We start from the raw sequence: 23061 nt of genomic DNA, 5'->3' as shown, positions 1-23061 counted from the left end.
TGATCATGAGCGCAGCGGACGGCTTGCTGTCGTTGGAAACATCACACAATGAGCCTGATACAACAGATCGACGCCTTATTGCCGCAAACCCAGTGCGGAAAATGCGGCCACCCGGGCTGCAAACCTTATGCACAAGGGATTGCGCAGGGCGAAGCGATTAACAAATGCCCTCCTGGTGGCGAAGAAACCCTTCATGCCCTCGCACAGTTGCTCCAGGTGCCTGTCATTGCCCTCGACGCAGAGCGCGGATCTGCTGCAGCTCAAGTTGCCTACATCCGCGAAGCTGAATGCATCGGCTGCACCAAATGCATTCAGGCTTGCCCGGTTGATGCCATTCTCGGCGCTGCCAAGCTGATGCACAGCGTAATCGTGGATGAATGCACAGGCTGCGACCTGTGTGTTGCGCCCTGCCCGGTAGACTGCATTGAAATGCGCCCACTCCCCGAGAACGTCATTGCGGTGATTGGTGGGCTTGCACAGCGTACGGACGAGTACCAAGCCCGCGCACAAAAACGGCAACATGCACGTTTTCGTTATGAACAACGTGAAGCCCGCCTCAAGCGTGAAGATGAGATCAGGCAAGCCGCACGCGCTGCACGCTCCCAACCTGTTGCGGTGGGCCACCCGACAACGCGCGAATCCGACGTGCAATCCATCTCCAGCACACCCGGCAGCGATGAAGCGACGCTTAAAAAGGCCAAAATTACGCTGGCCATGGCCCGCGCTCAACTGCACAAGTCACTCAAAGCCTTTGGCCACCCTCCTACAGCGCAACAACAAGCCCAACTCAACGTGCTCGGGCAACAATTTGAATCTGCCGAACAGGTATTGGCGACACTTGAAAAAACACCTCAGCCCTTGGCGCCCACAGCCAGCACCCAGGGCGCCGATCTCAAGCGCGCAAAAATTCAATTGGCACTGCGCCGGGCAGAGCTGAACAAAGCCATCAGCCTGAATCGCTCAACCGAAGAGTTGGCGCCATTAAAAGAGGCCGCGGATCGCGCAGAACGGCTGATTATTTCGTTGCACGACGCTAGCGCTTGATATTTTTCAGATTGATACACATTTTCTACCGCGCATAAACCGACAGCCCATCAGGAAACGCCACTACTCATGAACGCCGCAAAGCGCCTTGAAATATTTCGTCGATTCCACGAAGACAATCCTGAGCCCAAAACGGAGCTGGCTTACTCATCGCCCTTCGAACTGTTGATCGCGGTTATTTTGTCCGCACAGGCAACCGACGTGAGCGTCAACAAGGCTATGGCCAAATTGTTTCCGGTCGCGAATACGCCAGAAGCCATCTACGCTCTGGGAGTGGACGGCTTATCGGAGTACATCAAGACCATCGGCTTGTATAACAGCAAGGCCAAAAACGTGATTGAGGCATGCCGGTTACTGATTGAGCGACATGACAGCCAAGTGCCGCAGACACGGGAAGCGCTCGAAGCACTTCCGGGTGTCGGCCGCAAAACGGCGAATGTGGTGCTAAACACCGCGTTCAGGCAGGTTGCCATGGCCGTCGATACTCATATTTTTCGTGTAAGCAACCGTACCGGCTTGGCGCCGGGCAAAAATGTGGTGGAGGTCGAAAAGCAACTGATGAAGTTCGTGCCCAAGCCCTACCTGCTGGATGCGCACCATTGGCTCATCCTCCATGGGCGCTATGTGTGCCAAGCACGTAAGCCCAGATGCGGGAGCTGCCGAATTGAAGACCTGTGCGACTTTAAGGAAAAGACGTCTGATGATTGAGCGATAGCGATTTTATTCACTGATCGATTGAGAAAATCTTTTTTACCCTGGCGATGTTTGTCGCTATAAGGGGCGCCAATAGCTGTCTTGGTCTGGAGTGAGCAGAATGAGCACTGGCAAAGAAGAACTGGATGTAGACGAAGAGCTTGTGTCAGACGAGCAGGAGGAAGAGGTCGTCCCGGCTCCGGAGGTGGCGAAGACCAATCTCGCCAAACGCAGAACCATTGATAATCTTCTGGAAGAAAGAAGACTCCAGAAGCAGCTTTCGGACTATGACTTCGATCTCTGATCAGCTGGAAAGCCTCCTGCACAAAGAGGCTTTTTTTCTGGGAGCCAGAGCGTACGGCTATCTCGCTACACACGCGAGATAGCCGTCTAAAGGTGAAACGTAATGGCGCCGCCGTTCACACCAAGCCGTTTCGCTGAGCAAGCTCGATCAGATCAACCAGGGATCGGGCATTGAGTTTCAGTAACAAGCGCGTTTTGTATGTACTGACTGTCTTGTTACTCAAGAACATCCCGTCGGCAATGTCCTTGTTACTTTTCCCGCGCGCTAATTGCTGCAGCACCATCATCTCCCTGCCCGATAACCGATTAACCATATCGGCCTCACTGGCATTGCCGAGACTGGTACGCACTGAGTGCAATGCCTGATTAGGAAAGTAACTGTAACCCGACAACACCGCTTTTATTGCACTGAGTAACTCTGTCAGATCCTGCTGCTTGCATACATATCCCGCCGCCCCGGCTTGCATGCAACGCATGGAAAAATGTCCCGGCGCTTGTGAAGTTAAAACCAGTACTTTCACAGGCAGCGCCGGAGTTGAAAGACGAGCAATCACTTCCAGCCCGTCCAGCTTAGGTATCCCTATGTCGAGTATCACAATATCCGGCGCATGTTCACGCGCAAGTTGTAATGCATCCACACCGTTATCCGTCTCAGCAACGACTTCATAGCCATGTCGTTCCATGAGCATACGTACAGCAAGACGGATCACGGGATGATCATCCACGATCAGCACTTTATTCATGGGTAATTCCAATTTTCGCTGTTCGAATTTTTAGAGTCAGCACAATAGCCTAGTCGTAACACCCTGGGCATAGCGCCCCCCCCCGAGCACTAACAGCCAAAGACATCACCTACATAAAATAACGATTTTCCCTACAAAAAACTGCTCTAAAGAAAAGCTTCCCGCTTGTCAAAGCGTGGACATCCTCACGAAATAAAAACCGTATCCCACAGCATGTACGGACACACGATTAATCAAACGAGTGTTTTATTGCAATTCCATCGCACCTACGCAAGCGACACTTTGACGTAACACCATACATGTCATTTACTTCCTGAGATCCCTCCCTTATGTGGATTGACACATGCACCTGCTGCGTTTCAAAAACAGCCTTAGACTCATTTACTTGTGACAAACCTTATATCAATGATATTCGTTGTGACAACACGTACAGACATGAAAATTCGTCTGAAGACAGTGGATACACATAAATATCACTACAAAATATTCTTAAACTATGCAGGCGAACCACACTAGCACGCTCTTATGTGCCGCCACACACGTTTAATCTCACCCGGCAAAATCTACTCTTATTTCTCAAGAAAGTATTTCAAATTATCACTTAAGGAAAGGTACTACAGATCATTCGGAAAAATATGCAAGGATCATTTAACTCATATTTTTACAGGACTCGCCATAACGCTGAAAACAGAGACATCAATGACGCATAAAACATCAGCGCGAGAAAGGATTAATCCCCGTAAAAACTCCTTCTTCGACTTGCGATCAGGACTACATCCAAAAAAATTTCAGGGGCAAAACATTCATCACCTATCGCCCACTTCAAACAACGTTAAACTTGCACATTCAAAACCCCACGTCTAAGTTTATAAATAGACACACTATTAAAAACGCCTAAGACCTCTTAATAACATCGAAAAATAATTTCCATCCGACTACTCTTACTTTCCTTCATTAATCGAGGTCTTTTCAGACAAATAGGTTCCCTTATGCTTAAGAGCAAACCCACCACCAAAAATCCGCTGACGGTGATTGCCATTTTCTCAATACTGACGCAAGCCTCAGCCTCCGTGTCCCTGCCTTACATTAACAAGGAGAATCAGGAGATCTACGTTTGGTTTTTAGTCGCTTTCCCGATTGCGCTGGTTATACTTTTCTTTATAACTTTAAATTTCAATAACAAAAGACTCTACTCGCCCTCGGATTTCTCAAATGAAAAAAACTTTTTAGAATCCAACATTCACGCAATACAACCAGGCAAAGAATGTCATGACAGTCTGCCTGCACGCTCGAAATCAGCGCCAAAAAAAATAACCGATCACCCAGACATCAGGTTTAGCTTTTGCACCCCGCACAACCTCATACTGCTGCCTCAAAGCCAAACATATGCCCAACAAGCCCACCTTAAACAAAGCACCAAAAAGACGCTCACAGAGGCTGGCAAACGGCATAAAGAAATGGATTCAGCCAAACACAAAACCTTTAGAAGGGCCATTACAGAGGGGTTGCACGTTGCCAACCTGACACGTTCGGACAAACACTTGATGAACAAACATGAACTTGAAGAAGTGCTGTCATTAATTTACGAAACCATGACCTCAGCAAGACACTCGGCCGACAAAAACAAGGTGCTTATCCTATTAATCAATAGCCACGTCAACGCACTGATAAACAAACACCCTTTACCCCCCCTGATTTATAAAAAATTTCAGCTATGGGAGACAACCACTATTTTCACTTACAACACTGAAACAGACGCATTGAGCACAACCTATTGAACATATAGTCATGCCTAAACACTCACCTAAAAAAAACCCCGACCAGTGGCCGGGGTTTTTTTCGAAAGCCGCTCTTAATCAGAAAAAGCTACGGCCCTTGTTCGCCGCAATGCGCATGCGCAGTGCGTTTAGCTTGATAAAACCAGCTGCATCAGCCTGATTGTAAGCACCACCATCCTCCTCAAAAGTTGCAATATTTGCATCAAACAACGATTGATCGGACTTACGGCCGGTAACGATGACATTACCTTTGTAGAGTTTTAGACGAACTACACCATTCACGTGGGCTTGAGAGGCGTCAATCATCTGTTGCAACATAACGCGCTCCGGGCTCCACCAGTAGCCGGTGTAAATCAGGCTGGCGTATTTAGGCATCAACTCATCTTTCAAGTGCGCCACTTCGCGGTCCAGCGTAATCGACTCTATCGCCCTGTGAGCACGCAGCATGATGGTGCCGCCCGGGGTTTCGTAGCAACCACGGGATTTCATGCCAACGTAGCGGTTTTCAACAATATCCAGACGGCCAATGCCGTTTTCCCCACCAATACGATTCAGAGTGGCCAAAACCGTCGCAGGCGTCATTTCAACGCCGTCCAACGCCACGATGTCGCCATTGCGATAGGTCAGTTCCAGATACGTCGGGGTGTTCGGCGCATCTTCCGGGGACTTGGTCCAGCGCCACATGTCTTCTTCGTGCTCGGTCCAGGTGTCTTCCAGCACACCGCCTTCGTACGAGATATGAAGCAGGTTGGCGTCCATGGAGTAAGGGGATTTTTTGTTACCGTGACGTTCGATAGGGATTGCATGCTTTTCAGCGTAATCCATCAATTTTTCACGCGAGAGCAGATCCCATTCACGCCACGGCGCAATGACTTTTACGCCGGGTTTCAGTGCGTAGGCCCCAAGCTCGAAACGTACCTGGTCGTTGCCTTTACCGGTAGCACCGTGGGAAATGGCATCAGCGCCCGTTTCGTTGGCGATTTCAATCAGGCGTTTGGCAATCAGCGGACGAGCGATGGAGGTACCCAGCAGGTACTCACCTTCGTAAACAGTATTGGCGCGGAACATCGGGAACACGAAGTCTCGAACAAACTCTTCGCGCAGGTCGTCAATATAGATTTCCTTGACGCCCATGGCTTGCGCCTTGGCACGTGCAGGTTCGACCTCTTCACCCTGACCCAGGTCAGCGGTAAAGGTTACGACTTCACAGTTATAAGTATCCTGCAGCCACTTCAGGATCACCGAAGTGTCCAGGCCGCCCGAATAAGCCAGAACGACCTTGTTTACGTCCGCCATGCCATCACTCCACGGGTTGTTCGAAAAGCCGAACAGTCTACCGCTCAAGTTGCAAAAATTACAGAGGCGCGACAGCTTAAGACGACAAAGCGACAGTTAGTTTCAATAGCGCGACGACGGTGACTGCTTTAAGAGACGCTTGCAGGGTTTGTGGTACCTACAGGGGAAGTGGTTTTTTCCGGCGCGGCGACCCGTTCAAGCCGCACGCTGACACGGCGATTTCTTGCACGATTCGCAGCGCTGGAATTGCGCACCAACGGGTACTGTTCTCCGTGAAACCGCAGGGTGATTTGCGACTCTTGAATCCCGTTTTCTTTGAAGAAATCCATCACGGCCAAGGCTCGGCGCCGGGACAAATCACGATTGGTCAGACGATTACCGGAGTTGTCCGAGTGCCCATCCAGCGTGATGTGGTTTACCGAAGGATCTGCCTTCATGTATTCCACCATGACCTGTAAGTTTGCCCGCGCCTGATTGTCCAGATCGATCCCTCCCCCGGGAAAACCGATCTGGCTTTGACGTACCTGTTCAAAGTTTTTGGGTAACAGTTTGGTCGTACAGGCTTCGTAATCGCTATACGCCTGACGAAACTTGACGGGTAGCAAACGAACCTCGGACGTTCCGCTGGTCGAGGAATAATGCCTGACTAACGGAGTACGCCCCTCCAGCAAACCGCGCACCAGGCTTGCGGCCTGTGCCTGGGAACTGTTGAACAAGACTTGACCCCGACCAATACGTACCGAGCCAAGGTTGATATCTCCGCGCCCCGGCTGCCAGGGAGCTGCGGCAGCCAGCAACGTGGCAGAACCCTCACCGAGCATGGCGTTGAAGGCATTCAGGCGAAAAATGGCCTGTTCACCCGCACGGCGCACGAAAACCCCGGAACCGAAGTCCGTGATGGGCTGAATCAGACGGCACTCGAATTTGTCACCTTCCACCTTCCACTCGATATTCTCCAGACGGGTCTGGAAAGTCAGGGCCATGGCAGGCAGGCTGGCAAACATACTGAGTAGGGCTAGATAACGCTGGCGCACGGGCGGCTCCACAGGCTTGTACTGCAAAAAAACAGCAAACAGATAGACGACATTCTCAAAAGATATCGGTTAAGCGCCGCAAAACTTGATAGCGAGTGCCTGACAGAGTGTTTTCCGGTAGGATTCGCCTCAGTTTGACCCGCCTGGAATCCCCAATGTCCGACCGCCTGACCCTTCTGCGTCCCGATGACTGGCACATACATCTTCGAGATGGTGCTGTGTTGCCTCACACTGTCGCGGATGTAGCGCGCACTTTTGGCCGCGCCATCATCATGCCCAACCTGGTGCCTCCGGTGCGTAATGCCGCCGAAGCTGATGCCTATCGCCAGCGTATTTTGGCCGCTCGCCCTGCGGGTAGCCGCTTCGAGCCGCTGATGGTGCTCTATCTGACCGATCGCACACAGCCTGAAGACATTCGCACAGCCAAAGCCAGTGGTTTCGTACACGCTGCAAAGCTATATCCTGCAGGCGCAACGACCAACTCCGACTCTGGCGTCACCAGTATTGACGCTATTTTCCCGGTGCTGGAAACCATGGCTGAAGTCGGAATGCCCTTGCTGATTCACGGCGAAGTGACACGCACCGATGTGGACGTATTTGATCGCGAGAAAATCTTCATCGACGAGCACATGCGCCGTGTTGTAGAGCGTTTTCCGACGCTCAAAGTGGTGTTCGAACACATCACCACTGCGGACGCCGTGCAGTTCGTCAACGAAGCGTCCAGTCAAGTCGCCGCAACGATTACTGCTCATCACCTGCTTTACAACCGCAACCATATGCTGGTGGGGGGGATACGCCCGCACTTCTATTGCTTGCCGATCCTGAAGCGTAATACTCATCAGCATGCCCTGCTCGATGCAGCAACCAGCGGTAGCGAGAAGTTCTTCCTGGGGACCGACTCCGCACCGCATGCCCAGCACGCCAAAGAAGCGGCCTGTGGCTGCGCTGGTTGCTACACCTCCTACGCAGCCATCGAGTTGTACGCCGAAGCCTTCGAACAGCGTAATGCGCTGGACAAGCTGGAGGCTTTTGCCAGCCTCAACGGACCTCGCTTCTACGGACTGGCACCCAGCACCGAACACATCACACTGGTTCGCCAGGAGTGGACTGCCCCAACCAGCCTGCCGTTCGGTGAGCTGACCGTAATCCCGCTGCGCGCCGGTGAAAAACTGCGCTGGCGCCTGCTGGAGGAACAGCTGTGAGTGACGACCATTTCGACGATGAACATGAAGGCGGGCATGGCGGCCCACGTCACCCCATGGCTGAGCGCTTTCGCGGTTACCTGCCAGTGGTGATCGATGTTGAAACCGGCGGTTTCAACAGCTCAACCGATGCATTGCTGGAAATCGCAGCGGTCACGATCGGCATGGACGAGAAAGGCTTCGTGTTCCCTGAACACACCTATTTCCACCGCGTGGAACCGTTCGAAGGCGCCAACATTGAACCGGCTGCGCTGGAGTTCACCGGTATCAAGCTGGATCATCCATTGCGCATGGCTGTCAGCGAAGAAACAGCCCTGACTGACATCTTCCGCGGTGTTCGCAAAGCCTTGAAAGCCAATGGCTGCAAACGCGCCATCCTGGTTGGCCATAACAGCAGTTTCGACCTCGGCTTCCTGAACGCTGCGGTTGCTCGACTGGACATGAAACGCAACCCGTTCCATCCGTTCTCAAGCTTCGACACCGCCACACTGGCTGGCCTGGCGTACGGCCAGACTGTACTCGCCAAAGCCTGTCAGGCTGCTGATATCGACTTCGATGGGCGGGAAGCGCATTCGGCGCGTTACGACACCGAAAAAACGGCAGAGCTGTTCTGTGGCATCGTCAACAGCTGGAAGCAAATGGGCGGTTGGAAAGATTTCGACGACTGAGTCCGGGACTTTCTATTCTGCATAAAAAACCGGACATAACGTCCGGTTTTTTTATACCCTCAACCGACGCTTACAGCTTGTCAGCATTCTCGGACAGGTAAGCCGCTACGCCCGCGGTGGAAGCCGTCATGCCTTTGTCGCCTTTTTTCCAGTTCGCAGGGCACACTTCGCCGTGCTCTTCGTGGAATTGCAGGGCGTCAACCAGACGCAGCAGTTCGTCCATGTTGCGGCCCAGAGGCAGGTCATTCACGATCTGCGAACGAACGATGCCCTTGTCATCGATCAGGAATGCGCCACGGAAAGCGACACCGCCCTCAGATTCAACATCGTAGGCTTTGCAGATTTCGTGCTTCATATCGGCTGCCATGGTGTATTGCACCTGACCGATACCGCCGTTGTTTACCGGCGTGTTGCGCCATGCGTTATGGGTGAAGTGAGAGTCGATGGAGACTGCCACCACTTCTACGTTACGGGCTTTGAACTCAGGAATGCGGTGGTCCAGAGCAATCAGCTCGGACGGGCAAACGAATGTGAAGTCCAGCGGGTAGAAGAACACCAGGCCGTATTTGCCTTTGATCGCGGTGGACAGCGTAAAGCTATCAACGATTTCGCCATTGCCCAGAACGGCGGCGACGGTGAAGTCAGGGGCTTGTTTGCCTACGAGTACGCTCATGGATATCTCCTGATGTGCAGCGTGGTAAACGGGAGCTGGCCAGTCATGGGTAATGACACGGTTAACAATCAGCTCGCGCATGAAAAAAGATCGGCCATCATACACCGCTCGTCGGGTCCGGCCTCCCCCCTTTTTTAAAGCCACCCGGGTTAGGCGTGACACCGTTCGTCAGCATCAGGAATTAAACCCGCAATCGAGACCTAAGTTGCTTTGACAATCATTCTCGTTAACATTAAGATCCTTCGCATTGAATCCCAACCAGCGATGGTTCTTATTTATGTACGTTTGCCTCTGCACTGGCGTCACTGATGGAAAAATCCGAGACGCAATCTATGAAGGTTGCTGCAGCTACCGTGAAGTTCGCGAAGCGACCGGTGTTGCCAGTCAATGTGGCAAATGTGCGTGCCTGGCCAAGCAAGTGGTGCGCGAAACCCTGTCTTCCCTGCAAGCCAGCCAGGCAGCCATGAGTTACCCGGCAGAATTTTCAGTCGCCTGATGTAGCCATTTAAAGAGAACCGGACATGATGTCCGGTTTTTTTATGCCATTAATTCAAGTGCTTAGGGCCTAGACGCGGAATACAAACATTCTTATTCCGATTAATTTTCATTTATTATTCAAATACTTAGGTTTGACAGGTGTAAGTGTGCAGATCAAACTCTTGCGCATATACAGTTCATTAAGGCAGGCCCTCGCGATGAAAGGCGACATTTCAGTCATTCAGCACCTCAACAAAATTCTCGGCAACGAGCTGGTCGCAATCAATCAGTACTTCTTGCATGCGCGCATGTATCAAGATTGGGGCCTGGAAAAGTTGGGTGCTCACGAATACCACGAGTCCATCGATGAGATGAAACACGCGGACAAGCTGATCAAACGCATTCTCTTCCTGGAAGGCCTGCCTAACGTGCAGGACCTGGGCAAGCTGCACATCGGCGAGCACACCAAGGAGATGCTTGAGTGCGACCTGCGCATTGAGCGCACAGGCCATGCCGATCTGAAAGCAGCCATCGCACACTGCGAAGTTGTGGGCGACTTTGGTAGCCGAGAACTTCTAGAAGACATTCTGGAGTCTGAAGAAGAACATATTGACTGGCTGGAAACTCAGCTTGGCCTGATTGATAAAGTGGGTCTTGAGAACTATCTGCAATCGCAGATGGGTGAATAATCCAAACCTCAGCCAATAAAAAACCCCGCCCTGTCTAAACAGTGGCGGGGTTTTTAATGCGTGCTAATTTATTCAAACTCGCGCGCAAAGCCCCTTAGGCTTCGGTCTTGGCGGCTGCGGCTTTAGCGGCGGCATCCTTGATCAGGGTTTGCAGCTCACCATTGGCAAACATCTCCGCCATGATGTCGCTGCCGCCCACCAGCTCACCACCTACCCACAGTTGCGGGAAGGTCGGCCAGTTAGCGTACTTGGGCAAATTGGCACGAATCTCTGGGTTCTGCAGGATGTCCACGTAAGCGAACTTTTCACCACAGCCCATTACGGCCTGAGCAGCTTTGGCCGAAAAGCCGCACTGCGGGGCATTCGGTGAGCCTTTCATGTAGAGCAGAATGGTGTTGTTGGCAATCTGTTCTTTGATCGTTTCGATGATATCCATGGAGCACCTCGGCTGAACTTTCCGACTCAGTTGTCGGCACGGTGGCGCATTGTAACGGAAACCCAGGCACCACGCTCGGTCTCCCCCACCGACAATAGTCTGCATCTGCTGCCCATCAATTGCCAACCCATGGCAGGGCAGTGTACAAATGGGGCGCTGAGGGCAGGTAATCCACCCATTAGTGCTTACAGTGCACGCGCTCATGCCGCGTACACAGCGCCTGAAACCTCCCAAACAACACCCTTATTGGCAAGACGCGACATTTCCTTATAAGATCGCGCCTTCCCCTATTTCGTCGCCACGTGCGGCTAACGCCGCAGGTCTCGCCCGTTTTTCTGAAAAACCTGGCTTTGAGCATCTGCAGTCGTTGCAAAAGAAGGTAGTTAATGATGAGCGCAAGGCACTTTCTCTCCCTGATGGATTGCACGCCCGAAGAGCTTAGCAGCGTGATTCGTCGAGGCATCGAGCTCAAGGACCTGCGCAATCGCGGCGTGCTTTTCGAACCGCTGAAAAACCGTGTACTGGGCATGATTTTCGAAAAATCGTCCACCCGCACCCGTTTGTCCTTTGAAGCGGGCATGATCCAGCTCGGCGGTCAGGCGATCTTCCTGTCGCCGCGTGACACCCAGCTGGGGCGTGGCGAACCCATCGGCGATTGCGCAATCGTCATGTCACGCATGCTGGATGCCGTGATGATCCGTACCTTCGCCCACAGCACCCTGACTGAATTCGCAGCCAATTCTCGCGTCCCAGTGATCAATGGTCTGTCAGACGATCTGCACCCGTGCCAACTGCTGGCCGACATGCAAACGTTTCTGGAACACCGCGGCTCGATCAAAGGCAAGACCGTGGCTTGGATCGGGGACGGCAACAACATGTGCAACAGCTATATAGAAGCAGCCATCCAGTTCGACTTCCAACTGCGCATCGCCTGCCCGGAAGGCTATGAACCGAACCCCGAGTTCGTGGCCCAGGCAGGCGAACGCGTCACCATCGTACGTGCCCCGCAAGACGCAGTAACCGGCGCCCACCTGGTCAGTACCGACGTCTGGACCTCCATGGGTCAGGAAGAAGAAACCGCCAAGCGTCTGAAGACGTTCGCGCCTTATCAGGTCAACAAGGCACTGCTCGATCTGGCGGCCGACGATGTGCTGTTCATGCACTGCTTACCCGCGCACCGCGGGGAAGAAATCAGCGAAGACCTGCTGGACGATCCCCGCTCCGTTGCGTGGGACCAGGCTGAAAACCGTTTGCACGCGCAAAAAGCGCTGCTCGAATTCCTTGTACAACCGGCGTACCACCACGCATGAGTCAACCTCTTCTGCTGAACCTTCGTGATCTGGCCTGTGGCTATCAGGGCCAGAGCGTTGTGCAAAACCTCAACCTGCACCTCAACGCCGGCGACATCGGTTGCCTGCTGGGCTCTTCAGGCTGCGGCAAGACCACCACCCTTCGTGCAATCGCAGGCTTTGAACCTGTGCATCAAGGTGAAATCCAGCTGGGCGGCGAAATCATCTCCAGCGCAGGCTTCACCCTCGCGCCGGAGAAACGTCGCATAGGCATGGTGTTTCAGGACTACGCGCTTTTCCCTCATCTCAGCGTGGCCGACAACATTGCATTTGGTATTCGCAAACTGCCGAACAAAGACCGTATCACCGAAGAACTGCTCGAACTGGTCAACCTGAAAAACCTCGGCAAGCGTTTCCCCCATGAGCTTTCGGGTGGCCAGCAGCAACGTGTGGCGCTAGCGCGCGCCTTGGCGCCTGAGCCACAGCTGCTTCTGCTGGACGAGCCGTTCTCCAATCTGGATGGCGAGTTACGTCGCAAGCTGAGCCACGAAGTGCGGGATATTTTGAAAGCCCGCGGCACCAGCGCGATTCTGGTGACACACGATCAGGAAGAAGCCTTCGCTGTTAGTGACCACGTTGGCGTGTTCAAAGAGGGCCGGTTGGAACAGTGGGATACGCCTTACAACCTCTACCACGAACCGCTGACCCCTTACGTGGCGAGCTTCATTGGTCAGGGTTACTTTATTCGCGGCCAGTTACTGAGCCCGGAGTCGGTGCAAACAGAGCTTGGCGTCCTGCAGGGCAACCGCGCCTACACATGGCCAACGGGCGGCGCCGTCGACGTGCTGCTGCGCCCCGACGATATTGTCTATGCGCCGGACAGCGACCTGAAAGCCAGAATCATCGGCAAGACCTTCCTCGGCGCATCGACGCTGTATCGCTTGCAACTACCGACCGGCAGTCAGCTGGAATCCATCTTCCCAAGCCACGTCGATCATCTTCCAGGCGCAGAAGTTGGCATCCGTGTGGCGGCTGAGCACCTGGTGATGTTTCAAACCAGCGGCAGCACCGCTGCGCAAATCCCCCACACCGACTCAGGTGTAAGACGTTTGAGCAGCGCTCACTGAACTAGGTGAAGCACAAGCGACGTAACGCCCGCGTCGCCTGTGCTTCAAACCCGCCCAATATTCGCAAAGGTCGCCCGCGTCTGCTCTGCCAGCACTGAGGGCGCCAATTCGACCTCCAGCCCGCGTCGACCGGCGCTCACATAAATCGTCTCAAAACCCTCAGCGCTGCTGTCTATAAAGGTACGCAAGCGCTTCTTCTGCCCCAGCGGGCTGATCCCGCCCAACAAATAGCCGGTCGAGCGCTGCGCCGCTGCCGGGTCTGCCATTTCGGCTTTTTTCACTCCGGCGGCATGTGCCAGCGCTTTTAGGTCAAGACTTCCGACGACCGGTACGACAGCCACCAATAATTCACCCTTTTCACTGCTGGCCAACAACGTCTTGAACACCTGAGCGGGCGCCAAGCCAAGCTTTTCCGCCGCTTCATGACCGTACGAAGCCGCTTTGGGGTCATGTTCATAGCTGTGTATCCGATGTTCGGCGCGAACTTTTTTCAGCAGGTCCAGTGCAGGGGTCATGAGCATTCCTGTCGTTCGGTGATGGCACACTTGAGTGAGTGGATTCTAGGGCAATTCGGCCCTCAAGACGCGCTGGAACGGGCGTTCCATATGGATACCCTATGAACTGGGCGCTGAATCGTTACATCCTCCCCTACCAATTTGTAGTCTTTGCTTACAGAAAAACCAATACCAAAACATCCGGTAAAAGTCAGAATGTGAATGGTCGTTCACTTTCGACCTTTGACAGCAGTGTTTCTTGTCTATATTTTTTCGATTCTGAATATATCAGCCAAAATTATGTTCCTATTTACCCGCACACGAAAAACCGGGATAAGCCATTCCCGGTATGTGTGCAGCTCCACTGCCACCTGACTGACGACGTCAAAAAACAACAAAAACGAGGTTTTACACATGACGACTGCATCGCAGCACCCCACGCTTTCAGGCCAGTGTATGGCCGAGTTTCTCGGTACCGCACTTCTCATTTTCTTTGGAACCGGTTGTGTCGCGGCGCTCAAGGTCGCGGGCGCAAGCTTCGGCTTGTGGGAGATCAGCATCATCTGGGGCATTGGCGTGAGCATGGCGATTTACCTCACGGCGGGCGTGTCAGGTGCTCACCTGAACCCGGCCGTCAGTATTGCGCTGTGCCTGTTCACCGACTTTGAAAAACGCAAACTGCCGTTCTATATCCTCGCGCAGGTCGCGGGGGCGTTTTGCGCCGCTGCACTGGTGTACACGCTGTACAGCAACCTGTTCTTCGATTACGAACAAGCCCATCAAATGGTGCGCGGCAGTAAAGAGAGCCTGGAACTGGCGTCTGTTTTCTCGACGTACCCGCATCCATCCTTGTCGACGCTGCAAGCCTTTCTCGTGGAAGTGGTGATTACCGCCATCCTCATGGGCGTCATCATGGCCCTGACAGACGACAAAAATGGTCTGCCACGCGGGGCAATGGCGCCTTTACTGATCGGCCTGCTGATTGCCGTCATTGGCAGTTCGATGGGCCCGTTGACCGGTTTTGCAATGAACCCTGCACGTGATTTCGGGCCTAAGCTGATGACTTTCTTTGCGGGCTGGGGTGAAGTTTCGTTCACCGGCGCACGCGATATTCCTTATTTCCTGGTTCCAATCTTTGCACCCATCGTGGGTGCTTGCCTCGGCGCAGCCATTTACCGCGGGATGATTGCCCGCCACCTGCCTGCCGTCGAACCTGTGGCAACGGATGCCCAAGCAAGCGCTGAAGTGAAAACCCAAGCGTCCTGATATCGACTTATGAAACGGGGCGCACGAGACTCTGCCCGTTATCTTCTCGCGCCCTGAACCCATTACTTCATTCTGCAAGGCAATCCCATGACCGACATTCAGAATAAGAACTACATCATTGCGTTGGACCAAGGCACCACCAGTTCGCGAGCGATCATCTTTGACCGTGACGCAAACGTGGTCTGCACCGCCCAACGCGAGTTCCAGCAGCATTACCCGCAAGCAGGCTGGGTCGAGCACGACCCGATGGAGATTTTCGCGACCCAAAGCGCGGTGATGGTAGAAGCCCTGGCGCAGGCCGGCTTGCATCACGATCAAGTCGCGGCCATCGGTATCACCAACCAGCGTGAAACAACCGTGGTATGGGACAAGGTCAGCGGCCGTCCGATCTATAACGCCATCGTCTGGCAGTGCCGACGCAGCACTGAAATCTGCGAACAGCTCAAGCGCGACGGCCACGAACACTACATCAGCGACACCACCGGCCTGGTGACTGACCCGTACTTCTCCGGCACCAAGCTGAAGTGGATCCTCGACAACGTTGAAGGTAGTCGCGAACGCGCCCGCAAAGGCGAACTGCTGTTCGGCACTGTCGACAGCTGGCTGATCTGGAAATTTACCGGCGGCAAAACCCACGTCACCGACTACACCAATGCCTCGCGCACCATGCTCTTCAACATCCACACGCTGGAGTGGGATGCGAAGATGCTGGACATCCTGGACATCCCGCGTGAAATGCTGCCGGAGGTGAAATCGTCCTCCGAGATCTATGGCCGCACCAAAAGCGGCATCGCCATTGGCGGCATCGCGGGCGACCAACAAGCCGCGCTGTTTGGCCAAATGTGCGTTGAGCCGGGCCAGGCCAAAAACACCTACGGCACCGGTTGCTTCCTGCTGATGAACACCGGCACCAACGCGGTCAAGTCCACCCACGGTATGCTGACCACCATCGCCTGCGGCCCCCGTGGCGAAGTGGCGTATGCGCTGGAAGGCGCCGTATTCAACGGTGGTTCAACCGTGCAGTGGTTGCGCGACGAATTAAAGATCATCAACGACGCCCACGACACCGAGTACTTTGCCAGCAAGGTCAAAGACAGCAATGGCGTGTACCTGGTACCCGCCTTTACCGGTCTTGGCGCACCGTATTGGGACCCGTATGCACGGGGCGCCCTGTTCGGCCTGACCCGTGGCGTCCGCGTTGATCACATCATTCGTGCAGCACTTGAGTCGATTGCCTACCAAACCCGCGATGTGCTGGACGCGATGCAGCAGGACTCCGGCGAACGCCTCAAAGCCCTGCGCGTGGACGGTGGTGCTGTGGCCAACAACTTCCTGATGCAATTTCAGGCTGACATTCTGGGGACCATGGTCGAACGTCCACAAATGCGCGAAACCACTGCGCTGGGTGCGGCCTATCTGGCGGGTCTGGCGTGCGGGTTCTGGAGCAGCCTGGACGAGTTGCGCGGCAAGGCCGTGATTGAACGCGAGTTCGAACCCACCCTTGAAGAAGCCAGCAAAGAGAAACTTTACGCTGGCTGGAAAAAGGCCGTGAGCCGTACCCGCGACTGGGAACCCCACGAAGAAAACAACTAAGTCCCACGCCAAATACAGCAGTTGGCGCTTCACGCGCTGGCTGCTGCATGCTGGCTTGCTCTCACCTGCGAGTAGCAGACGGCGCTTTCCTGCGGCATCATGGACGAATTTGCTTCGCCGCCCAAAGGAAACTCCATGAATCTGCCTCCACGCCAGCAGCAGATCCTCGAACTCGTTCGCGAGCGCGGCTATGTCAGCATCGAGGAAATGGCGCAGTTATTCGTTGTCACGCCCCAGACCATTCGTCGCGATATCAACCAGTTGGCAGAAGCCGATTTGTTGCGCCGCTATCACGGTGGTGCGGCGTATGACTCCAGCGTAGAAAACACCGCCTACGCCATGCGCGCCGATCAGATGCGCGATGAAAAACGCCGCATTGGTGAAGCCATTGCCGCCCAGATACCTGACCACGCCTCTATTTTTATCAATATCGGGACGACCACCGAGTCCATCGCCCGGGCACTGCTCAATCACAACCACCTGAAAATCATCACCAACAACTTGCACGTTGCCTCGATCCTGAGCGCAAAAGACGACTTCGAAGTGCTGATTGCAGGGGGCAACGTGCGCCGTGACGGCGGTATCGTCGGCCAGGCCAGCGTCGACTTCATTAATCAGTTCAAGTTTGACTACGCCTTGGTGGGCATCAGCGGTATTGATTCTGACGGCAGTTTGTTGGATTTCGACTATCAAGAAGTGCGCGTATCCCAAGCCATTATTGCCAATGCCCGACAGACCATTCTGGCGGCGGACTCGAGCAAATTTGGTCGCAATGCCATGGTGCGCTTGGGGCCCATCTCCCTGATTGATTGCCTGGTCACCGACCAACCACCTGTCCCGGAGCTGGCGCAGTTGTTGGCACAGAACAAAATCCGCCTCGAAGTGGTTTAACCTCTCCTGCGCAGGATCGGGGCTCGCGCCGGCCGAGCCCCTCGGGCGCTTCGCGGGTCAGTCCTGACCTGCCCACCCAGCGTAAATGTTCGAAATTCTTCCTTTATCCGGTCTTCGATGAGTTTTTTCAATCGAAGCAGGCTGGCTGTGCGCGTGTTTATCCGCTACCATTTTCGAAAATGAACATTAATGTTCGAATTCAAATATGCGTATTCAACGCGAGGCTCCTTCATGTCGCACACCACCTTGCCTGCCACGCCTCTTGCCGAGGTTTACGACGTTGCCGTGATTGGCGGCGGAATTAACGGTGTCGGCATCGCCGCAGACGCTGCTGGCCGCGGCCTGTCAGTGTTCCTCTGCGAAAAGGATGACCTCGCCAGCCACACGTCCTCAGCCAGCAGCAAGCTGATCCACGGCGGCCTGCGCTATCTGGAACATTACGAGTTTCGTCTGGTGCGCGAAGCCTTGGCCGAGCGTGAAGTGCTGTTGGCCAAAGCCCCGCACATCGTCAAACCGATGCGCTTTGTATTGCCACACCGCCCGCACCTGCGTCCGGGCTGGATGATTCGTGCTGGCCTGTTCCTGTATGACCATTTGGGCAAACGTGAAAAATTGGCCGGCTCAACCAGCCTCAAATTTGGCGCCGACAGCCCGCTAAAAGCGGAAATCACCAAAGGTTTCGAATACTCGGACTGCTGGGTTGATGACGCACGCCTTGTCGTACTCAATGCCATGGCTGCGCGTGAAAAAGGCGCTCATGTCCACACCCAGACCCGTTGCGTCGGTGCGCGTCGTAGCAAAGGCCTGTGGGAACTGAACCTGGAACGCGCTGACGGCAGCCTGTTCTCAATTCGCAGCAAAGCACTGGTCAATGCCGCAGGCCCGTGGGTGGCCAAGTTCATCAAGGACGACCTGAAACTGGACTCGCCTTACGGCATCCGCCTGATCCAGGGCAGTCACTTGATCGTGCCGAAGCTGTATGACGCGCCGAACGCGTTCATTCTGCAGAACGAAGACCAACGCATCGTGTTCACCATTCCGTACATGGATCAGTTCACCATCATCGGCACCACTGATCGCGAATACACAGGCGACCCGGCCAAGGTCAGCATCACTGAGCAAGAAACGGATTACCTGCTGAATGTGGTCAACGCTCACTTCAAAAAGCAGTTGAGCCGCGACGATATCCTGCGCACTTACTCCGGGGTGCGTCCGCTGTGCAATGACGAGTCCGACAATCCGTCCGCCGTAACCCGTGACTACACGCTGGCTTTATCTGGCGCGCCGGGCGAAGCACCTTTGTTGTCGGTATTTGGCGGCAAGCTGACCACCTACCGCAAACTGGCAGAGTCGGCGATGGCTCAACTGACTCCGTTCTTCACCCAGATCAAGCCCAGCTGGACGGCAGCCGCTACCTTGCCCGGTGGCGAAGACATGACCACCCCGGCGGCACTGAGCGCAGCCTTGGTCAGTAAACACAGCTGGCTGGATGCCGCTATCGCCAAGCGCTGGGCCATTACGTATGGCAACCGCGCCTGGACGCTGCTGGAAGGCGCGCAAGGCCTGGAAGATATGGGTGAGCACATTGGCAGCGGCTTATACAGCCGCGAAGTTGACTACCTGTGCAGTCAGGAATGGGCCCTGGACGCTCAGGACATCCTGTGGCGCCGCACCAAGCTGGGGTTGTTCACCACCGCCGAAGAACAGCAACACCTGGCCCACTACATGGCCAGCCTGAACCTCAAACACCGCAAGGTAGAAGCCGCTTAACTCTCCCTTTAACGCCCACCTCGATGTGGGCGTTTTTTTATCGCGACGCGCCCGAATCATTCGGATTTCCGAACGCGGTCCTTCATGCAAGTTCGGCTTTCCGGGCAACCGCATGTTCACGCCTGCCTGCAACAAACCTATAACCCCATATAAATCATAGTGTTAGCTTTAATAACAGGATCTGGCACGACTCATGCTCTACACTCTGGGCCGACTGCTTAAACAGCCTTAGCCTGTTGAGTTGTTCGAAGTACATAAAGGGTCCAGTGAACTGGCTCAATAAAAAAAACAATGTCGAGGAACCACCGATGCGCATCGTCCCGCAACTTTTGGCCGCAGCCATTACTGCAGCCCTGATTAGCACTCCAGTTTTTGCAGCCGAATTGACCGGCACACTGAAGAAAATCAAAGAATCCGGCACCATCACCCTTGGGCATCGTGACTCCTCCATCCCGTTCTCCTACATCGCGGACGCTTCCGGTAAACCGGTGGGTTACTCCCACGATGTGCAACTGGCAATTGTCGAAGGCTTGAAAAAGCAGCTCGACATGCCGGACCTCAAGGTCAAGTACAACCTGGTCACCTCCCAGACCCGCATCCCGCTCGTACAGAACGGCACAGTCGACGTTGAATGTGGCTCTACCACCAACAACGCCGAACGCGCCCAGCAAGTCGACTTCTCGGTCGGCATCTTCGAAATCGGTACGCGTCTGCTGTCCAAAAAAGACTCGCCATACAAAGATTTCGCTGACCTGAAAGGCAAAAACGTCGTGACCACCGCCGGGACCACTTCCGAGCGCATTCTCAAGGCCATGAACGCCGACAAGCAGATGGGCATGAACGTGATCTCGGCAAAAGACCACGGTGAAGCGTTCAACATGCTCGAATCGGGCCGCGCCGTCGCATTCATGATGGACGACGCCCTGCTCGCCGGTGAAATGGCCAAGGCCAAGAAGCCCACTGACTGGGCTGTAACCGGTACGCCACAATCGTACGAAATCTACGGTTGCATGATGCGCAAAGGCGATCCTGACTTCAAAAAGGCCGTGGATGACGCCATCGTTGCGACTTACAAGTCTGGCGAAATCAACAAGATCTACGACAAGTGGTTCCAGCAGCCAATCCCGCCTAAGGGGCTGAACCTGCAGTTCCCGATGAGCGACGAGCTGAAAGCGCTGATCGCAAACCCTACCGATAAGCCTGCTGACGACAAGCCAAAAGCCTGATGCCGGTTACTACCGGGCGTGAATAATCGCGCCCGGTAGCCTTGATCACCCGCTGTACTCGCTACTGACTGCATTAGAGAGCACTCGACCCGCCGGTTGTCGAGCGGGGAGCGTGTGCCTGACGATCGTGTCAGGTGAGAACGGATTCCCTGAAGCAAGTGCTTGTGACTAGAACCATCTGAGGGGAGACCCTGCATGAATTACAACTGGGACTGGACCGTGTTTTTCAAGTCCACCGGCGTAGGCAGCGAGACGTATCTCGACTGGTTTATTTCGGGCTTGGGCTGGACCATCGCGATCGCTGTCGTCGCCTGGATCGTTGCCTTGATGCTGGGTTCGCTGCTGGGCGTGATGCGCACCCTGCCGAACCGCTTCATCGCCGGCATCGCCACCCTTTACGTTGAAATCTTCCGTAACGTACCGCTGCTGGTGCAGTTGTTCATCTGGTACTTCCTGGTGCCCGATCTGCTGCCGCCGGACTTGCAGGAGTGGTACAAGCAAGACCTCAACCCGACCACCTCGGCTTATCTGAGCGTCGTGGTGTGCCTGGGCCTGTTCACCGCCGCCCGGGTGTGCGAACAAGTGCGTACCGGTATCGAAGCGCTGCCCCGCGGTCAGGAGTCAGCCGCTCGCGCCATGGGTTTCAGCATGACGCAGATTTACTGGCACGTGCTGCTGCCTCAGGCGTACCGGATCATCATTCCGCCCCTCACCTCCGAATTCCTCAACGTGTTCAAGAACTCGTCGGTGGCCTCGTTGATCGGCTTGATGGAACTGCTGGCGCAAACCAAACAGACAGCCGAATTCTCAGCCAACCTGTTTGAAGCCTTCACATTGGCCACGTTGATTTACTTCACCTTGAACATGAGCCTGATGTTGCTCATGCGCCTGATCGAGAAAAAAGTCGCCGTACCCGGCCTCATGTCTCTGGGGGGCAAATAATGGACTTCTTTGATTTCAGCGGGATCGTCCCTGCCCTGCCGGGCCTGTGGAACGGCATGATCATGACCCTCAAGCTGATGGTGATGGGTGTGATCGGCGGCGTGGCGCTGGGGACCGTTTTGGCCCTCATGCGCCTGTCTTCAAGCAAGTGGCTGTCCAATCTGGCGGGCGCCTACGTTAACTATTTCCGCTCGATTCCGTTGCTGCTGGTGATCACCTGGTTCTACCTGGCCGTTCCCTTCGTGCTGCGCTGGATCACGGGTGAAGACACCCCGATCGGCGCCTTCGAGTCGTGCCTGGTGGCATTCGTCATGTTCGAAGCGGCGTACTTCTGCGAGATCGTGCGAGCGGGCGTACAAGCCATTCCTAAAGGCCAGATGGGCGCCGCCAAAGCGCTGGGCATGAGTTACGGCCAGGCCATGCGCCTGATCATCCTGCCTCAGGCATTCCGCAAAATGACCCCGCTGCTGCTGCAACAAAGCATCATCCTGTTCCAGGACACCTCGCTGGTTTACACCGTAGGCCTTGTGGACTTCCTCAATGCCTCGCGCTCAAGCGGCGATATCATCGGCCGCTCCAATGAGTTCCTGATCTTCGCCGGTCTGGTGTATTTCATCATCAGCTTTTCCGCCTCGCTGCTGGTCAAGCGTCTGCAAAAAAGGTTTGCCGTATGATCTCGATCAAGAACATCAACAAGTGGTACGGGGACTTTCAGGTACTGACCGATTGCAGTACTGAAGTCAAAAAAGGTGAAGTGGTGGTGGTCTGCGGGCCATCGGGCTCCGGCAAGTCGACCCTGATCAAGTGCGTCAACGCCCTTGAACCGTTCCAGAAAGGCGACATCGTAGTGGACGGCATCTCGATAGCCGACCCTAAAACCAACCTGTCGAAATTGCGTTCGCGCGTGGGCATGGTGTTCCAGCATTTCGAACTGTTCCCGCACATGACCATCACCGAAAACCTGACCATTGCTCAGGTCAAGGTACTGGGGCGCAGCAAAGCCGAAGCCACCAAAAAAGGCCTTGAGTTGCTGGAGCGCGTGGGCTTGTCGGCCCACGCCCACAAACACCCTGGCCAACTGTCGGGCGGCCAGCAACAGCGTGTGGCGATTGCCCGTGCGCTGGCGATGGACCCGATTGTCATGCTGTTTGACGAACCCACCTCAGCCCTCGACCCAGAAATGGTCAACGAAGTGCTCGACGTAATGGTGCAACTGGCCCACGAAGGCATGACCATGATGTGCGTAACCCATGAAATGGGCTTTGCCCGCAAAGTGGCCGACCGGGTCATCTTCATGGATCAGGGCAAAATCGTCGAAGACTGTCAGAAAGATGAGTTCTTTGGCGATGTGAGCGCCCGCTCGCAACGCGCTCAGGACTTCTTGGGCAAGATCCTGCAGCACTGATAACTCAACCACCCGTCAGGGT

The 23061-nt window shown here is 54.6% G+C and carries 24 protein-coding genes; 18 read left to right on the top strand and 6 right to left on the bottom strand.

All coding sequences use genetic code 11. The features are described 5' to 3' along the window. The first annotated feature begins 48 nt into the window (after nucleotides 1–48). The 3 genes from rsxB to TU74_RS01105 all read left to right on the top strand — a co-directional run bounded on the left by rsxB (nucleotide 49) and on the right by TU74_RS01105 (nucleotide 2041). The gene (gene rsxB, locus TU74_RS01115; RefSeq protein WP_048374616.1) at nucleotides 49–1044 is read left to right on the top strand and encodes an electron transport complex subunit RsxB; all 996 of its coding nucleotides are present in this window, start codon (nucleotides 49–51) and stop codon (nucleotides 1042–1044) included. A gap of 69 nt (nucleotides 1045–1113) precedes the next feature. After that, entirely contained in the window at nucleotides 1114–1752 is a 639-nt protein-coding gene (nth, locus tag TU74_RS01110) for an endonuclease III (RefSeq protein WP_047278722.1), read from the top strand. A 106-nt stretch (nucleotides 1753–1858) separates the two neighbouring features. Beyond that, nucleotides 1859–2041, top strand: a complete 183-nt coding sequence (locus tag TU74_RS01105) for a PA3496 family putative envelope integrity protein (RefSeq protein WP_047274016.1) — start codon at nucleotides 1859–1861, stop codon at nucleotides 2039–2041. A gap of 115 nt (nucleotides 2042–2156) precedes the next feature. Here the strand turns inward: TU74_RS01105 and TU74_RS01100 are convergent, their stop codons facing one another. Beyond that, nucleotides 2157–2783, bottom strand: a complete 627-nt coding sequence (locus TU74_RS01100) for a response regulator transcription factor (RefSeq protein WP_047274014.1) — start codon at nucleotides 2781–2783, stop codon at nucleotides 2157–2159. A 989-nt stretch (nucleotides 2784–3772) separates the two neighbouring features. On the opposite strand from TU74_RS01100, the gene TU74_RS23025 reads away from it, so the two are divergent. Continuing rightward, the gene (locus TU74_RS23025) at nucleotides 3773–4561 is read left to right on the top strand and encodes a hypothetical protein (RefSeq protein WP_053069945.1); all 789 of its coding nucleotides are present in this window, start codon (nucleotides 3773–3775) and stop codon (nucleotides 4559–4561) included. Between the two features lie 78 nt (nucleotides 4562–4639). Here TU74_RS23025 and TU74_RS01090 read toward each other — a convergent pair whose 3' ends face one another. After that, nucleotides 4640–5857 (bottom strand): argininosuccinate synthase, encoded by a 1218-nt coding sequence (locus TU74_RS01090; RefSeq protein WP_048374615.1) that lies wholly within the window; start codon nucleotides 5855–5857, stop codon nucleotides 4640–4642. Nucleotides 5858–5985: 128 nt separating this feature from the next. Continuing rightward, a complete protein-coding gene (locus TU74_RS01085; protein ID WP_047292478.1) occupies nucleotides 5986–6891 on the bottom strand; it encodes a flagellar protein MotY in 906 nt (301 codons plus the stop codon). Between the two features lie 155 nt (nucleotides 6892–7046). Here TU74_RS01085 and pyrC point away from each other — a divergent pair, with 155 nt between their 5' ends. Continuing rightward, nucleotides 7047–8093: a dihydroorotase gene (pyrC, locus tag TU74_RS01080; RefSeq protein WP_048374614.1), complete on the top strand. Its 1047-nt coding sequence runs from the start codon at nucleotides 7047–7049 to the stop codon at nucleotides 8091–8093. Next, nucleotides 8090–8761 (top strand): ribonuclease T, encoded by a 672-nt coding sequence (gene rnt, locus TU74_RS01075; protein WP_047274006.1) that lies wholly within the window; start codon nucleotides 8090–8092, stop codon nucleotides 8759–8761. The genes pyrC and rnt overlap by 4 nt, the downstream gene beginning before the upstream one ends. Before the next feature lie 70 nt (nucleotides 8762–8831). On the opposite strand, the gene TU74_RS01070 is transcribed toward rnt, so the two are convergent. Continuing rightward, nucleotides 8832–9434 carry a peroxiredoxin gene (locus TU74_RS01070; protein ID WP_047274004.1) on the bottom strand — a complete coding sequence of 201 codons (603 nt, stop codon included), beginning with the start codon at nucleotides 9432–9434 and terminating at the stop codon, nucleotides 8832–8834. Between the two features lie 277 nt (nucleotides 9435–9711). Between TU74_RS01070 and TU74_RS01065 the strand changes: the two genes are divergently transcribed. Both TU74_RS01065 and bfr read left to right on the top strand, forming a co-directional pair. Further along, entirely contained in the window at nucleotides 9712–9930 is a 219-nt protein-coding gene (locus TU74_RS01065; RefSeq protein WP_047274002.1) for a bacterioferritin-associated ferredoxin, read from the top strand. 199 nt (nucleotides 9931–10129) lie between these two features. Further along, nucleotides 10130–10600 carry a bacterioferritin gene (bfr, locus tag TU74_RS01060; protein WP_047274000.1) on the top strand — a complete coding sequence of 157 codons (471 nt, stop codon included), beginning with the start codon at nucleotides 10130–10132 and terminating at the stop codon, nucleotides 10598–10600. 94 nt (nucleotides 10601–10694) lie between these two features. On the opposite strand, the gene grxD is transcribed toward bfr, so the two are convergent. Beyond that, entirely contained in the window at nucleotides 10695–11036 is a 342-nt protein-coding gene (gene grxD, locus TU74_RS01055) for a Grx4 family monothiol glutaredoxin (RefSeq protein WP_047273998.1), read from the bottom strand. 389 nt (nucleotides 11037–11425) lie between these two features. On the opposite strand from grxD, the gene argF reads away from it, so the two are divergent. Next, the gene (gene argF, locus TU74_RS01050; protein ID WP_047292620.1) at nucleotides 11426–12346 is read left to right on the top strand and encodes an ornithine carbamoyltransferase; all 921 of its coding nucleotides are present in this window, start codon (nucleotides 11426–11428) and stop codon (nucleotides 12344–12346) included. Beyond that, on the top strand, nucleotides 12343–13452 hold the full coding sequence (locus TU74_RS01045) for an ABC transporter ATP-binding protein (protein ID WP_047273996.1): 1110 nt from the start codon (nucleotides 12343–12345) through the stop codon (nucleotides 13450–13452). The genes argF and TU74_RS01045 overlap by 4 nt, the downstream gene beginning before the upstream one ends. A 44-nt stretch (nucleotides 13453–13496) precedes the next feature. Here the strand turns inward: TU74_RS01045 and ybaK are convergent, their stop codons facing one another. Further along, the gene (gene ybaK, locus TU74_RS01040) at nucleotides 13497–13967 is read right to left on the bottom strand and encodes a Cys-tRNA(Pro) deacylase (protein WP_047273994.1); all 471 of its coding nucleotides are present in this window, start codon (nucleotides 13965–13967) and stop codon (nucleotides 13497–13499) included. 393 nt (nucleotides 13968–14360) lie between these two features. On the opposite strand from ybaK, the gene TU74_RS01035 reads away from it, so the two are divergent. The 8 genes from TU74_RS01035 (at nucleotide 14361) to TU74_RS01000 (ending at nucleotide 23039) form a co-directional block, all read left to right on the top strand. After that, entirely contained in the window at nucleotides 14361–15212 is an 852-nt protein-coding gene (locus TU74_RS01035; RefSeq protein WP_047273992.1) for an MIP/aquaporin family protein, read from the top strand. An 87-nt stretch (nucleotides 15213–15299) separates the two neighbouring features. Next, nucleotides 15300–16805, top strand: coding sequence for a glycerol kinase GlpK (gene glpK, locus TU74_RS01030; protein WP_047278725.1), 1506 nt, complete (start codon nucleotides 15300–15302; stop codon nucleotides 16803–16805). A gap of 135 nt (nucleotides 16806–16940) precedes the next feature. Continuing rightward, a complete protein-coding gene (locus TU74_RS01025) occupies nucleotides 16941–17696 on the top strand; it encodes a DeoR family transcriptional regulator (RefSeq protein ID WP_047278727.1) in 756 nt (251 codons plus the stop codon). A 231-nt stretch (nucleotides 17697–17927) separates the two neighbouring features. After that, a complete protein-coding gene (gene glpD, locus TU74_RS01020; RefSeq protein WP_047279240.1) occupies nucleotides 17928–19466 on the top strand; it encodes a glycerol-3-phosphate dehydrogenase in 1539 nt (512 codons plus the stop codon). A 308-nt stretch (nucleotides 19467–19774) separates the two neighbouring features. Beyond that, nucleotides 19775–20692: a glutamate/aspartate ABC transporter substrate-binding protein gene (locus TU74_RS01015; RefSeq protein ID WP_047273986.1), complete on the top strand. Its 918-nt coding sequence runs from the start codon at nucleotides 19775–19777 to the stop codon at nucleotides 20690–20692. 195 nt (nucleotides 20693–20887) lie between these two features. Beyond that, a complete protein-coding gene (locus TU74_RS01010; protein WP_047273983.1) occupies nucleotides 20888–21634 on the top strand; it encodes an amino acid ABC transporter permease in 747 nt (248 codons plus the stop codon). After that, nucleotides 21634–22308: an amino acid ABC transporter permease gene (locus TU74_RS01005; RefSeq protein ID WP_047273982.1), complete on the top strand. Its 675-nt coding sequence runs from the start codon at nucleotides 21634–21636 to the stop codon at nucleotides 22306–22308. The genes TU74_RS01010 and TU74_RS01005 overlap by 1 nt, the downstream gene beginning before the upstream one ends. Beyond that, nucleotides 22305–23039 (top strand): amino acid ABC transporter ATP-binding protein, encoded by a 735-nt coding sequence (locus TU74_RS01000; RefSeq protein WP_048374613.1) that lies wholly within the window; start codon nucleotides 22305–22307, stop codon nucleotides 23037–23039. Before TU74_RS01005 ends, TU74_RS01000 begins: the two co-directional genes overlap by 4 nt. The last annotated feature ends 22 nt before the right edge of the window (nucleotides 23040–23061 follow it).

Origin of the sequence: Pseudomonas lundensis (genome assembly GCF_001042985.1) — a bacterium.
Lineage (GTDB): Bacteria > Pseudomonadota > Gammaproteobacteria > Pseudomonadales > Pseudomonadaceae > Aquipseudomonas > Aquipseudomonas lundensis.
This window is presented reverse-complemented; position numbering and strand designations above follow the sequence as displayed.